Origin of the sequence: Pseudomonas sp. Z1-29 (assembly GCF_051131995.1) — a bacterium.
Classification (GTDB): Bacteria; Pseudomonadota; Gammaproteobacteria; order Pseudomonadales; family Pseudomonadaceae; genus Aquipseudomonas.
The window spans coordinates 5,498,264-5,511,652 of sequence record NZ_CP071645.1; the positions used below are offsets into that span (position 1 = coordinate 5,498,264).

Consider the following 13,389-nt stretch of genomic DNA (forward strand, 5'->3'; position numbering starts at 1 on the left):
GGTGCGCCTCGCACGTTTGAAAAGACAGACAAGCTGCGGATTGTAACAGCGAACCAATTACATCGGTTCAGTCAGGAGGAAGTCCCTGCGGCGCGACCTCGGGCAGCCAGCACGATGCTCAACGCAATGGGCAGCCAGATGACCATCCAGTCCGCATTGGGTTTGAGCCACAAGCCAATGCCGTCGGTCATCAAGGAAACCGATGCGAAGACCCAGAGCGCCAACAACACCTGGCCCAGCGGTTGCGCGCGGCACATCCAGCCTCTCCAGCCTGCGACCAGCCACAGCCCGCCAAACAGCAGCAGGCCAGGCACGCCAAGGCGCACACCGGTATCCAGGAACAGATTGTGCGGATGCTTGAAAGCCTGGCCAATTTCAGGGACGGGAATCAGGTAGGAATGGAACCCCACGCCCATCGCCCAGTGATCGAGCATCAATTGAACACCGCCCCGCCACAGCTGGGGACGATAAGACAGGCCCCGCTGCAGGAGGATTTCCGGCTCGAATGCGGCAACCATGGCCACCCCCACCACGACCAGGGCTACCAGCGCGCCGCCCAGGCGTGAAGGTCGCGCCATCGCCATCACCAGCAGACAGGCGCCCAGCCCGATCCACACCCCACGGGTCTGGTTGGAACCCAGAAATAACAGATAGCCCAGCGCCGCGATCATCAGCAGCGCCATCAAAGCCGGTTTCAGATGCCTGGATCGCCAGGTGAAAGCGCCCATGATCGCCAGGCTCCCCACCGCATGGGCAGCCATGATCGGCGTATCCCACAGGCCGATGGCAATCAACCGGTCGCTCAAAGGCCGGGCACTGAGCCCGTAGAAATACACCCAGGACGCGGCTGCGAATAACCCGCCGAGAATCGACGCCCCCAGCACCATGGACTCCAGCCGCCAGTGGCGATTCTGCGCAGCCAGCAGCACGCCTGCCAGGGTCAGCGTCACGTAGAGAACCACCTTGCTCTTGCCCAAGGCGTTATCGCCGCCCTCGACCATCAGCACTGCCAGCGTCCAGGCCACTAGCACGGCGAAAAGTACGCATTCGGGCAGCTTGAGCATCGAGCGGAAATCCCGATGCAGCAGTCCCAACAACGCGGGCAACCACAACAGGAAAATCAGCAATTGGTGGTACAGCTTGTTGCTGGGCAACACCCATGCTCCACACAACAGCACAAGGAAGCCGATGGATGCCCATATCGTCAGATTGTCTCTATCGACCAGCCGCCTCAGGCAGATGGGCATTGGTCTTTACCCAACAGCCTGTCGGCGACCCGTTGCAACTGAGCCTGATCGGCATTCTTCCAGCCACCCTTGATGCAATAGCACTCGGAAAGGTAATGGAAGAAGTTGCGTCGCAAGCGCTCATCAAGCGGCCATTGCGGGAATGCACGGGCCAATGATACGACCTGATCGGCATCGTCGGCGTGCATCACCAGCCCGTCGATATTAAAAAACGCCTGGCCCAGGGTCAGCACCGGCTTGCCCAACAACAAGCTCTCCAGGCCCACGGTCGAATTGATCGTGATCACGAACTGACTGGCCTCGATCAACTGCTGCGTGGCATTGCCGTTGGCGAAGAGCAGCCGCTCATGGGTCCGTTCGTGCAGCTCGGGGTACGTCTCGCGGCTGGACGGGTGCTCCTTGAACACCACCGTCAGGCCCGTCTCCTCGGCGAGTCGCTCGCCCAAGGCAAACATCTCGCGCATGTTCCTGATCCAGGGCGAGAATAGCCGGACCTGGCTGTCACGATCGTCCTGGAACGGAATGAACACGAATTGCGCCGGCAGCTCGATCGGCGCCGGGCCGGCGCTGCGTGGCGCACGCGGAATCAGCACCGGTGCAGCCTGGTTTTCCGGCACCGGATACGGGTAGTCGAGGTAGAAACCGGCATCGCGAGGAACCGCGTTCAGGTAGTTCACGCCGCGCGGGTCCACGGTGGTGGTGTCGGGCAACAGGCCGTTCTCGAAAAAGAACGTCTTGCAGCCACTCGGTGCCAGCGCCGTGAGCAACCGGCAATAACGATGGGAACCGTTCCAGAACGCCAACGCATCGGGGCGTTCCCGATCAAGCAAGGCCTGGGCGCGCAGGGCCATCCAGAGAAGTTCGAGGCGCAGCAACAGGCGATACAGCGCGCCATTGTTCTTGTTCTTGACCCGACGTTCCGCGCACTTTTCCTCGATCAGACTCGGCCAATCGATGCGCGAAACAACCTTGGAGATCCGTCGGAACCCGGGCCAAGGCATTTGTTGAGGAGAAACGACTTTACCCTGCAGCTCGGTTTCGTTGAGCAAGCGGTTGAAATAAAGGCCTTGGTGCTTGGCCAGGGAAATGAACAGCGTTTTTGTCATGGAATGTCCAGAAAGACGGCGCCAGGCAGCCCCGCAAACAGGGCGAACACCCTGGGAAAATTGACGCGACTATACCACAGCGGTTTTTGCCGCCTGCACACTGCGCTAACATACCCGGCTGCCCCTCCCAGCGGGCCAAGCCTTGGAGCCTTGATGCAAACGCTCGACCCTACTGTTTACCTCAGCCTGCGCGAAGGTGCCGATGTCCTTGAGGCCGATCGCCAAGGGGATAAGGTGCTGCGCCTGGCCGATGGCTCGATGCTCAAGCTGTTTCGCCGCAAACGCCTGCTGACCTCCGCGCTCTGGTCACCGTATGCCAAGCGCTTTGCCGACAACTGCCAGACCTTGCAGGCGCGCGGCATCGAATGCCCGCGCATTCGCCAGGTCTACCGCATTCCCGCCATCGAGCGTGATGCCGTGCATTACGACCCGCTGCCCGGCAGCACCCTTCGTCAACTGCTCGGCGCGGACACCTCTATCGACCTTCGGTCACGACTGGGTGAGTTCATCGCTCGCCTGCATCAGAACGGTATCTATTTTCGCTCCGCGCACCTGGGCAACGTGGTGCTGACGCCTGAAAACACCTTGGGACTGATCGATGTCGCCGACCTGAAGGCCTATCGCAAGCCGCTACGCAAAGGGCTGCGCCTGCGCAATTTCAAACACATGTTGCGCTATCGACAGGACCGCGAATGGCTGCTCCAGGACAACCAGTTCCTGGAGCATTATCTCAGTCATCAGAAGGTGTGCAACGAGCGGGAGCTGAAGCTCGCGCTCGGCATTTGAGCGGCAGGCTGCGACGTCAGCCGACGGCAGGCAGCCTGAAGGTTTCGAATTTTTCTGCTGGGTCTCTGCCGCGTAGCAAGTCATCGACCAGCTCGACGGTTTTTGCCAACCCTCTGGAGCCGTGCACCAGATGGTAGTCGGCGAAGCCCCGAGCCTTGGCCACGCATTGCGGATAGTCCTGCTCAAGCGCGTGCAACTGCTGGGAAAACGCCCGTTCATCGCGCACTTGCGGCCCGAAGAACAACGCGTGGGAAAAGATATCCACATCGCGGCCGGCATTCACGTGAACTACCGGACGCCCCGCCAGCCCTGCCTCGATGCCGGCATTGGACATGATATTGATGACCACGCTGGCCTGGGCGAGCGCCTGTGCCAGCGAGCACTCCACATCCAGCAACTCGATGTTGGCGAACCGCGTCGCCGCGTCGCGCCAGAACTGCGCCTTGCTGCGCGGATGGCGCTTGAACAGCACGCGATAATCCGGGTTGCGCCCGGCCCAATCGCGCAGCAACTGATAAGTGTCTTGGTAACCGGCTTCTTTCTCCCGATCAGGCCCTACCCCCAACACCAGCAGCGTTTTGATAGTTGGATCAGCGACGGGCAGGTCATAGGTTTCGTCGGCGAGGTAGGAACCGACCAGCACCACCGTCGACTCACCGAACCGCAGCGTCCGCTCTTGCAGTGCTTCCAGCGAACTGCGGCCGAAGACGCCGTAATAATCGTAGTCGTTCATTCCCAGCCGGCGGGACGACTCCAATGTCGTGGCATGCGCCAGGTGCAGCAGGCGGGCACCCCGTGCAGCCAGCGCCAGGCGCAGGAACGGCGCGTGCAGACTGCCATTGCGTTCGTTGATCAGTACTTTGGGCTGATAGGTCATCACCAGCCATTGGGCGTGGGCGGCATAGACCAGGTAACGCAGCGGCACGGACTGTGGCGGCGGTGCCAGCATGCGCTGGGCACAGGCATCCGCGGGAGCGCGCAGCGCAGCTTCCGTCAGTTGATGACCGCGCTTGCGCAGGGCATCGATCAGGATGTTCTTGCGCTGCAGCGCCATGGACTTGGGCGCTGAATGCAGCAGCAGCACTTCGCAAGGTACCGTGTCGGTCGAATGCTTCAAGCACGCCTTGGCGCGCAAACCAATCGTTACATCCACCAGCACGTCACGAACCAGGCGCAACAGGCTGCCCAGGCGACCGTGGCGCTCGCGCAGCAGTTTCCAGCGGTAGCGGTCCAGTTCACGAGCCTTTCGAGCCCAGCTTCCGTCGGCCTGGAACATGCTGTCGTCAGACCTTGCGGCGTTCACTTGAACAACAACCGGATAGCCTTGCGCGTATAGGACCAGCGCGTGATCGAGCGAACATCGGTACGCACGGCCTGGGCATAAAAAGCCTTGGCATTGGCATAGTCACCGGCGCTGTAGCAATCGCGGAACAACGACAGGCAACGCTGGGCCATGAAGGCCTTGCGCAAATCTTGCAACGACTGCGGCATGCGCGCCGGGGAAAACACCTCGTCGACCATGCCCACGCCCGCCGCCAGGCTTTGCCTGAGGTCATGCCGCATGCTGTCGCCATGCTTGTAGATCAGCGCCAGCGGCTGATCGAGCACGGTGCATGGAAAGCGCGCCAGTACCTGGGCAAACACCGGAATGTCTTCGACGTTACGCAGATGCTCGGGATAGTTACCCGGCCCGAACACCTCGCGGTGCATGGCACAGGCGCCGTTGGACAGGGTCACCGTCTTGTCCAGCAGGTAGCCCCGAACGCGCCCACGCGGCGTGGCCGGCAGCGGCTTTACCGCATGCTGGACGCGACGCCCGTCCGTGAACACCGACCAGTGGCCGCCGATGACCAGGCGAGTTTCGGGATGACTGGCAACATGCCGGGTCACGGCGGCAAGCGCGCCCGGCGCCATCTCATCGTCGGCATCCAGGAAGATCAGGTATTGCCCCCGAGCCTCCTCGATTCCGCGATTGCGTACCGACGACAAACCACCATTGGGTTTGCGCAGGGCCCGGAAGAGCCCGGCATGTTCGGCCTGCAATTGCTCCAGGACCTGCGGTGTTGCATCAGTGGAACCATCGTCGATCACCAACAGCTCGGCCTGGGCTTCGCCCAACTGCGCAATGACCGAGTTCACCGCGCGCGGCAAGGTCTCGGCGTAGTTGTAGGCCGGGATGACGACACTGATCAGCACCTCAGTCATAAGCGTCCACACCGTCCTTGACGACCAGAATGTCTTCCATGATCAGGTACTGCAGGTCGGAGCCGAAGAACATGTTCAGCGCATCGGTCGGCGAGCAGATCATCGGCTCGCCACGACGGTTGAGCGAAGTGTTCAGCGACACGCCATTGCCGGTCAGGACTTCCAGCGCCTTCATCATGTCGTAGTAGCGCGGATTGTATTCACGCTTGAGCACCTGGGCCCGGGAAGTGCCGTCTTCGTGAACCACTTCCGGCACGCGGGTCTTCCATTCCTCGGCCACTTCGAAGGTAAAGGTCATGAATGGCGCCGGGTGATCGACCTTGATCATCTGTGGGGCAACGGTGTCGAGCATCGACGGGCAGAAAGGCCTCCAGCGCTCGCGGAACTTGATCTGCTCGTTGATGCGATTGGCCACGCCGCTGGCGCTCGGGCAACCGATGATCGAACGACCGCCCAAGGCACGCGGGCCGAACTCCATGCGCCCCTGGAACCAGGCCACCGGGTTGCCGTCGACCATGATCCTGGCGATGCGCTCGGGGGTGTTGTCGATCTTGCGCCATACCGGCTTGCTCGGATGACGGGCGCACGCGGCGATCACGTCTTCGTTGCTGTAGGCCGGGCCGAGGTAGACGTGTTCCATCTTCTCCACCGGCACGCCACGGGCATGGGACACATAAGCCGCCGCGCCTACCGCGGTGCCGGCGTCGCCGGAGGCCGGCTGCACGAACAGCTCCTTGACGTCGTCACGGGCGATGATTTTCTGGTTGAGCTTGACGTTCAGTGCGCAGCCGCCGGCGAAGGCCAGCTTGCCGGTTTCCTTGAGCACGTCGCCCAGGTAGTGGTCGATCATCTGCAGCGCGAGCTTCTCGAACAGCGCCTGCATGCTGGCGGCGTAATGGATGTACGGCTCGTCGGCGATGTCGCCTTCACGCTTCGGACCGAGCCATTCGATCAGCTTTGGCGAGAAGTAGAAGCCCTTGCCTTTCTCTTTATAGCGACGCAGGCCGATCACGTTGGCGTAGTCGGTGTTGATCACCAGTTCGCCGTTTTCGAACGAGGCCAGGCGCGAGAAATCGTACTTGCTGGCATCGCCATACGGCGCCATGCCCATGACCTTGAATTCGCCGTCGAGCATTTCAAAGCCGAGGAACTCGGTGATCGCGCCATACAGACCGCCCAGGGAGTCCGGATCGTAGAATTCCTTGATCTTGTGGATCTTGCCGTTTTCGCCGTAGCCGAAGAACGTCGTGGCGTATTCACCCTTGCCATCGATACCCAGGATCGCGGTTTTTTCCTGGAAACCCGAGCAGTGGTAGGCGCTGGAGGCATGAGCCAGGTGGTGCTCGACCGGTTCGATCTTGATTTTTTTCGGATCGAAGCCCAGTTGCTCAAGGCACCAGACGATCTTGCGGCGATAACGCTTGTAGCGACGGTTACCCATCAGGATCGCATCGAGGGCGCGATCCGGGGCGTACCAGTAACGCTTGGCGTAGTGCCAGCGCGCTTCGCCGAACAGGCTGATCGGGGCGAACGGGATCGCCACCACATCAACATCGGACGGCTTGATGCCGGCCTGCTCCAGGCAGAACTTCGCCGACTCGTAGGGCATGCGGTTCTTTGCATGTTTATCGCGTACGAAGCGCTCTTCCTCGGCCGCCGCGATCAGCTTGCCGTCAATGTACAGCGCTGCGGAAGGATCATGGCTAAGGGCGCCGGACAGGCCAAGAATCGTCAATGCCACAGGGGTCTAGCCTCTTATGTCTGCATACGGGCGACAAGCGCCGCGAAGAATTGATGTGCCGCGCGCCAAGGGCGCTGGGCAGCTAAAGGGCGGGATTATAGCTTAAAAGCGCCGGCAAACCTCTAGCGGCGAGCAAGTGACGAAGCTTACCTGAAGGACCTGAACACCCGTGGGAGCGAGCCTGCTCGCGAAGGCGGCAACGAATCTACACCTAACCCCAGGATTTACCCGATCCGTGGCGAGGGAGCTTGCTCCCGCTCGGCTGCGCAGCAGTCGTAAACTTGGCAACTGTGTTTTCCTGGCACACCGCGCTGAATGGCTTTGGGGCCGCTGCGCAGCCCAGCGGGAGCAAGCTCCCTCGCCACGGTGATCGGTCACAAGGCCGAGAGGGTGTTTTCGACATCCTTTGGCAAGCGCTCATCAATCACCCGATACAGCGCGCTATCCTGCGGCCAGTTGCGCATGAACCGCGCGCGATCCCGGGCGTAGGCCTGGGCGAAGCTCGCCTGGGTGCGGTGTTGGCACATGGAGTCGAGGTCGATCAACGCCCAGCGGTCGTGTTGCCAGAACAGGTTGTGGCCCTTGAAGTCGCCATGGCTGATCCGTTCGCGGATGAGGTCGGCGAACAAGCGATCCAGCGCCAGCAATTCTGTTTCGGGCGCTTCACCGGTCTCCACGTATGGGGCGAAGCGTTCGATGATGTCCGGGCCCGGCAAGTACTCGGTGACCAGATACGCACCACGGCGCAGCCACAGGAAACGCTTTTCCAGCAGCGCCAGCGGCTTGGGCGTGGCAATGCCGAGAAAGGCCAGGCGATGACCTTCGCGCCAGGCATGCCAGGCACGGCTCGGACGCCAGAAGCGCTTGAGCCAATGGGCGAAGCCCTTGATGTTGTAGCGCTTGATGATCAGCGTACGGCCGTCCGCCACCACCCTGCCGACACTCGCCGCGCCGCCGGTCTTGAACAGATGTCCCTGGTCAAGCAGGGCATCGGCCTGCTCAAGCACGGGCGCTATCGCGGCCTCTTCATCACGGCGGATAGCCCGCAGGCCGAAGGCCCCACGCTTGACGCTGAACAGGCTGCATTCTCGCCCGACCTTTTCGAGGAAATCCTTCAGGCGCCAGGAATGCACCTTGTCGATCTGTTTTTGCAACGCCTCCATCGGCAACGCATGTTCGGCATTGCCCAGCAGATAATGCACCAGCAACTCTTCGGTGAACGGCGCCAGGGACTTGGGCAACTGGGCGAAAAACACACCGAGATTCTCCAGCACTTTTTGCCGCGACAACGGCTGCCCTGCGGTTTCGACCCGAATACCGGCGCCATCGATCAGGTAGAGTTCCCCATCGTGGCGCAGCAGGTTGTCCAGGTGCAGATCCTCTTGCCACAGGCCCTTGGCGTGCAGTTGTGCAATGGCACCCAGGGCCTCCGCCAACACTGCGGCCTGCTCATCGGCCAACGGCGGCAATTGCTCGACTTGCCTCCAGGCGTCGCCCAGGCTTTGGGCCCCTTCGAGCAATTCGAACAGCAGCCAGCCACCCTCGCCGTCCTTCAAGCCGTCCACCAGCAACAGCGGTGTGGTCAGGCCCTGTTCCGCCAGCAGACGCACGCCTTGCAGCTCACGCTGGAAGTGACGAGCCGCCTTGGCGCCAACCAACAATTTCGCCAGTACCGGGCGACCGCGCCAGACACCCGCGCCCACATAACGCTGCCCCGGTAAAACGCGCAGAAGCGTCAGCAATTGCAATTGCGCCGGTCCGGCGGCGTCCGCCAGCTCCAGGCTCAAGGGCAGGCCAGGGCTGCGGCCGGCATTTTTCAGTTCGGACAAAAGCATCAACGCGCCTCCTTATCGGTACGGCGGGCGGCCACGCGTGTCATCCAGCTGTCGACCAGAGCGCTGTCCAGCGGCTGCTCCAGATAAGTAGCCAGCAACTGGCGCACATCGTCACCCTTCCAGGCACCTGCCCGGCGCAACAGCGGTTCCAGGTCCTTGATCCGGTCACGTTGGCCGAACAGCAGCGGCCGGGTCTTCTCCAGGTCGATCAACTGCGCTTGGTAGCCGCTGTCGCCGGCTTGCAGAAAAATGTGCTTGGGATAAAAACAACCATGCATCTGATGCGCATCGTGCAGGCGCCGCGCCAGGTGCCCGCAGGCCTGCAGGATGCCCGTGCGCTGCGCGCCACTCAGCGTCGACCAGCGCTGCAGCAATGAATCGAGGTCATCCCAGCCGTCCAGCGCACGCGTCAGCAGAACCGCACGAGCCTCGCCGTTCACCTTGCGCTGGCCATAGAACACGGCCTGCAGCGCGGGGATGCGCAGTTGCCGATAACGGCTGATATTACGGAATTCCCGGGAAAAACTCGGCTCGCCGAACGGATGCGACAAGGTTCGGGTCAGGTAATTGCTCTGACGCTTGAGGTAGTACCCCTGCCCTTCCAGTTCCAGGCGGAACACGCTGCTCCAGCCTTCCCCCGAGGTGTTGGGTTCGTCCACCGCTTCCAGTTGTCGTGCCCACAAGGCCTCGAAGCTGTCCAGGCCATGGCGTTGCAGCAACGCGCGGTCTTCATCGGCCAGAAAATCAGTCATTCACGCCCCTCGAAAAATTTCACCACGTGCCGGATACGCTTCTTGTCCAGGGCATCCAGCCGGTCGCGCTGCCGGTATTGCAGGTAAAAACGCAGGCGCTGAGTGGCCGACAGGTGATATTTGGCGACCTTGTCCAGGCACGCCAGGTCCTTGATGATCCGGTACTTGAGCCAGAAGCCGCGCCAGAAATCACCGTTCGGACAATCGATCAGGAACAACCGCGACTGATCGTCGATCAGCAGGTTGCGCCACTTCAAATCGTTATGGGTAAAGCGCTGCTCGTGCATGGTCCGCGTGTAACCCGCCAACTGCCGGCTCACACCGTCGACCCAGGCGCGATCCGCCAGCCTGCGGTCGCGACGTTCGGCCAGGGCCGAGAGGTCTTCGGTGCGAGGCAATTCGCGGGTGATCATCGCACCACGGGCGAACGCCGCGCCGTTTCGCTCCAGTCCCCAGGCAATGATTTGCGCGGTCGGGATCCCCCATTTGGCGAAGCGCTTGAGGTTCTGCCATTCGGACTTGACCCGCGGCCTGCCCAGGTAACGCCGCAAGCCCTTGCCGGCGCCGGTGTAGCGCTTGACGTAATAATTGACGCCGTTGCGCTGTACACGAATCACCTCCGACAGCGGGTCGCGCGTCAGGCGCTCGCCCTGGAGGGCGAACACCGCGTCCAGGCTACCGAAATCCGCCGCCAGTTCGGCGTAGGCCGGTTCCAGTGTCCAGCCTGACATCAGAGCGCGTCCCCATACCGCTGCTTGCGCGCATACAGCTTGTTGGCCTTGCCTTCGAGCCAGGCCAGCAGCGACGCTTCTTCAGCCAGTACCTGGCGCAACGGCTGCTGGAAATAGCCTTTGAGGAAACGCAGCTTGTCGCGGCGCGTCAGGCCGATGTCCAGCGCCGAAAAATACAGCGCGGCCAGGTCTTTGTTGCGCCAGCGCGTGGTGATGGCCGGGCGGGTCTGGGCGCGGTGCAGGTCGATCACCGAGAGCTTGAAACCGTCGGCCGTCACCGGTGTGTCGGTATGCAGCAGGAAATGGCAGATGTAGCAGTCGCGATGGTTGACCCCGGCGCGGTGCATCATGCCGGTCATGCGCGCCACTTCAGCGATCAGTGCCCGCTTGAGCCTGGGCTGCGGCGGCTGCCTGACCCAGTCGATGCTGTAATCTTCAAGGCTGATGGTGGGCGCCAGTTCTTCGGTGACGATGAACGAATGCTGGTCGGCCGGGTTGCTGCCCTTCTCGCCATACGCGACGGCCGTCATGGTCGGCACGCCGACTTCCTGCAGACGCTGGATGGCTTTCCATTCCTGTCCCGCGCCAAGTACCGGCAGCTTGGCGGTCAGCAGGTTCTTGAAAATCTCGCCCCAACCGATGCCACGGTGGATCTTCACGAAAAAGCCGCGACCGTCCACCTCGGTGCGCAAGGTGCGCCGGGCTTCGAGTTCACGGTAGACCTCGCCCTTGAGCGCCTCGACCTCGGTGAACGCATCGCGTCCAGCCCAAAGGCTCTTGAACGGTTCGGCCAGCATCAATTTCATCAAGCGTGCTCCGCCAATATCACATCGGCCGCGTGCTGCGGCATGCTGTAGAGGTCGGCCGTCTCGGCGAAGGCCAGACCGTTGCGGCTCCAGGCCGCTCTTGCCTCGGAATCACCGAGCATCCGCCCCAGGTATTCGGTCAGTTGCGTCTGCTCGAACGGCTCATCCAGCACCAGGCCGCTGTCGGCCTCGGCGATGTAATGGGCGTACCCGCACACCGCGCTGACCAGCACCGGCAACCCGGCCACCAGCGCTTCGAGCAGTACCGTGCCGGTGTTTTCGTTGTAGGCCGGGTGGATCAACAGGTCGGCGCCAAGCAGGAAACGCGGGATATCGCTGCGGCCCTTGAGGAACCGCACATTGTCGCCCAGACCCAGCGCGGCACTCTGCAGTTGGAATACCTTGGGGTCGTCCTGGCCGATTACAAACAGCCGGGTGCGTTTTCTCAATTCGGCCGGCAGCGCGGCCAGGGCCTTGAGGCTGCGATCCACACCCTTGGTCTTGAAGCCGGAGCCGATCTGCACCAGTAGCAGGTCATCGTCGGCCAGCTGGAATTCGGCCCGGAACGCGGCACGGATCTCGTCGGCGTCGGCGGGCCGGCGACGGTCCTGGGCGATGCCGGGCGGCAGCAGATGGAAGCGTTCCAGCGGCGTGTCGTAGTGCTTGATGAACAGCGGCTGCTGGACTTCGGAAATCATCAGGACTTCGGTCTTGGCATCCTTGGCGAACACCGCCCGCTCGTATTCGGCGAAATGCCGGTAGCGGCCCCAGCGCCGGTACAGCGAATTGCGCAGGTTCTGTGCCTTGTCTTCGAAGCAGCCGTCGGCGGCGTAATAGACGTCCAGGCCAGGCATTTTGTTGAAACCGATCAGACGATCCACCGGGCGCTGTGCCAGGTCGGCCTCCATCCAGGCGCTGAGCTTCTCATTGCGACGGTGGTTGAACAGCGCCTTGACCGGCGCCACCAGCACCTCGAAGCCGGGCGGCACGTCGCGCTCCCAGATCAGCGTGTAGACGCGGATCTGGTGGCCACGCCGCTGGCATTCCAGGGCGATGCGCATGAAGTCACGCTGCAGGCCACCGAAAGGAAAATATTTGTAAAGGACAAAAGCCAATTGCATCAGCGCGGCTCCTCAGCCAATAACGTGCTCAAGTGGCTGGCAACACGCTCGGGGTTTACACGCGTGAAGCACAGGGGCTGCTCGCGCTTAAGGTCAAACCGACGGGCATCTTCGGCAGTCGGTGGATAAGTACACTGTTTCTGCATGCAGGGCGCGCAGGGGAAATCACTGGCGAGGTGAATCTGGCCCTTGCCGTAGGCACCGGTCAGCACCGGGTTGGTCGGGCCGAGCAGCGAAACGGTCGGCACGTCCAGGGCCGCAGCCAGGTGACCGAGGCCAGTGTCCACGGCTACGCAGGCCTGTGCACCGGCGAGCACCTTGCCCATGCCGCCAAGGTTCAGTTTCGGCAGTACCAGGGCGTTGCGCAGCCCGCTGGCGATGCGCTCGGCGCGGGCCTTTTCGACAGGGTTGCCCCACGGCAGTTTTACCACCACGCCGTACTGGCCCATGCGCTCGGTGAGCTGGCGCCAGTAAAGCTCGGGCCAGTGCTTGGAGTCCCAGGTCGTGCCATGCAGGAAAACCACATAGGGATAGGGGCGCGGCAGTTCCACCAGGCGGTCGATGTCGAGGCCATAGTTGCCCTGGGTCTGCGGCAAGTCGTAGCCCAGCGCCACGGCAAACAGCTGGCGCACGCGCTCGACCGCATGCTGACCACGGGCCACCGCCAGGCGCCGGGAGTAAAACCGCGCCGCCAGGGGTTCGCGCGCCGAATCCTTATCCAGGCCAGCCACCGGGGCCTTGACGTAGCGAGTCAGCCAGGCGCTTTTCAGCAAGCCTTGGGCGTCAATCACCAAGTCATACTTCTCGGCCCGCATGCTTTGCTTGAACCGCCGCCACTCGCCGCTCTTGATGGTTTGCCAGATATTCTTGCGCCAGCGCCGGATCGCCACCGGGATGACTTTGCCCACCGCGGGGTGCCACGTAGGGATTTCGGCGAACCCCTCTTCCACCACCCAATCGAAGCGGATGCCGGGAATCGCCCGCGCCGCATCGGTCAGCGCCGGCAGGGTGTGGACCACATCCCCCAGGGAGGAGGTCTTGATCAGCAATACCCGCAAG

At 62.3% G+C, this 13,389-nt stretch carries 12 protein-coding genes; 1 reads left to right on the top strand and 11 read right to left on the bottom strand.

Annotated features, from left to right (window positions below; genetic code table 11):
* Positions 1-71 precede the first annotated feature (71 nt).
* Positions 72-1,154, bottom strand: a complete 1,083-nt coding sequence (locus J3P84_RS25055; RefSeq protein WP_434626401.1) for an O-antigen ligase family protein — start codon at positions 1,152-1,154, stop codon at positions 72-74.
* 77 nt (positions 1,155-1,231) lie between these two features.
* Positions 1,232-2,353: a capsular polysaccharide export protein, LipB/KpsS family gene (locus J3P84_RS25060; RefSeq protein ID WP_434626402.1), complete on the bottom strand. Its 1,122-nt coding sequence runs from the start codon at positions 2,351-2,353 to the stop codon at positions 1,232-1,234.
* Between the two features lie 153 nt (positions 2,354-2,506).
* Between J3P84_RS25060 and J3P84_RS25065 the strand changes: the two genes are divergently transcribed.
* Positions 2,507-3,139 carry a toluene tolerance protein gene (locus J3P84_RS25065; protein WP_434626404.1) on the top strand — a complete coding sequence of 211 codons (633 nt, stop codon included), beginning with the start codon at positions 2,507-2,509 and terminating at the stop codon, positions 3,137-3,139.
* A 16-nt stretch (positions 3,140-3,155) separates the two neighbouring features.
* Here J3P84_RS25065 and J3P84_RS25070 read toward each other — a convergent pair whose 3' ends face one another.
* The 9 genes from J3P84_RS25070 to waaC form a co-directional block, all read right to left on the bottom strand.
* Entirely contained in the window at positions 3,156-4,415 is a 1,260-nt protein-coding gene (locus J3P84_RS25070; RefSeq protein WP_434626405.1) for a capsule biosynthesis protein, read from the bottom strand.
* 23 nt (positions 4,416-4,438) lie between these two features.
* Entirely contained in the window at positions 4,439-5,344 is a 906-nt protein-coding gene (locus J3P84_RS25075; RefSeq protein ID WP_434626406.1) for a glycosyltransferase family 2 protein, read from the bottom strand.
* The gene (locus J3P84_RS25080; RefSeq protein WP_434626407.1) at positions 5,337-7,085 is read right to left on the bottom strand and encodes a carbamoyltransferase family protein; all 1,749 of its coding nucleotides are present in this window, start codon (positions 7,083-7,085) and stop codon (positions 5,337-5,339) included. Before J3P84_RS25080 ends, J3P84_RS25075 begins: the two co-directional genes overlap by 8 nt.
* A gap of 374 nt (positions 7,086-7,459) precedes the next feature.
* Positions 7,460-8,920 (bottom strand): lipopolysaccharide kinase InaA family protein, encoded by a 1,461-nt coding sequence (locus tag J3P84_RS25085; RefSeq protein WP_434626408.1) that lies wholly within the window; start codon positions 8,918-8,920, stop codon positions 7,460-7,462.
* Positions 8,920-9,672 (bottom strand): lipopolysaccharide kinase InaA family protein, encoded by a 753-nt coding sequence (locus J3P84_RS25090; protein ID WP_434626410.1) that lies wholly within the window; start codon positions 9,670-9,672, stop codon positions 8,920-8,922. The genes J3P84_RS25085 and J3P84_RS25090 overlap by 1 nt, the downstream gene beginning before the upstream one ends.
* Positions 9,669-10,403, bottom strand: coding sequence for a lipopolysaccharide kinase InaA family protein (locus J3P84_RS25095; protein WP_434602622.1), 735 nt, complete (start codon positions 10,401-10,403; stop codon positions 9,669-9,671). The genes J3P84_RS25090 and J3P84_RS25095 overlap by 4 nt, the downstream gene beginning before the upstream one ends.
* Complete coding sequence (rfaP, locus tag J3P84_RS25100) at positions 10,403-11,209, bottom strand: lipopolysaccharide core heptose(I) kinase RfaP (protein ID WP_434602621.1); 807 nt, start codon at positions 11,207-11,209, stop codon at positions 10,403-10,405. The genes J3P84_RS25095 and rfaP overlap by 1 nt, the downstream gene beginning before the upstream one ends.
* A complete protein-coding gene (locus J3P84_RS25105; RefSeq protein ID WP_434626411.1) occupies positions 11,209-12,330 on the bottom strand; it encodes a glycosyltransferase family 4 protein in 1,122 nt (373 codons plus the stop codon). Before J3P84_RS25105 ends, rfaP begins: the two co-directional genes overlap by 1 nt.
* Positions 12,330-13,388 (bottom strand): lipopolysaccharide heptosyltransferase I, encoded by a 1,059-nt coding sequence (gene waaC, locus J3P84_RS25110; protein WP_434626413.1) that lies wholly within the window; start codon positions 13,386-13,388, stop codon positions 12,330-12,332. Before waaC ends, J3P84_RS25105 begins: the two co-directional genes overlap by 1 nt.
* Position 13,389: the final 1 nt, after the last annotated feature.

Coding starts and splice junctions, on each gene's coding strand:
- J3P84_RS25060 (WP_434626402.1), bottom strand. CDS start 2,353: ATGACAAAAACGCTGTTCATTTCCCTGGCCAAGCACCAAGGCCTTTAT.
- J3P84_RS25065 (WP_434626404.1), top strand. CDS start 2,507: ATGCAAACGCTCGACCCTACTGTTTACCTCAGCCTGCGCGAAGGTGCC.
- J3P84_RS25070 (WP_434626405.1), bottom strand. CDS start 4,415: ATGTTCCAGGCCGACGGAAGCTGGGCTCGAAAGGCTCGTGAACTGGAC.
- J3P84_RS25075 (WP_434626406.1), bottom strand. CDS start 5,344: ATGACTGAGGTGCTGATCAGTGTCGTCATCCCGGCCTACAACTACGCC.
- J3P84_RS25085 (WP_434626408.1), bottom strand. CDS start 8,920: ATGCTTTTGTCCGAACTGAAAAATGCCGGCCGCAGCCCTGGCCTGCCC.
- J3P84_RS25090 (WP_434626410.1), bottom strand. CDS start 9,672: ATGACTGATTTTCTGGCCGATGAAGACCGCGCGTTGCTGCAACGCCAT.
- J3P84_RS25095 (WP_434602622.1), bottom strand. CDS start 10,403: ATGTCAGGCTGGACACTGGAACCGGCCTACGCCGAACTGGCGGCGGAT.
- rfaP (WP_434602621.1), bottom strand. CDS start 11,209: ATGAAATTGATGCTGGCCGAACCGTTCAAGAGCCTTTGGGCTGGACGC.
- J3P84_RS25105 (WP_434626411.1), bottom strand. CDS start 12,330: ATGCAATTGGCTTTTGTCCTTTACAAATATTTTCCTTTCGGTGGCCTG.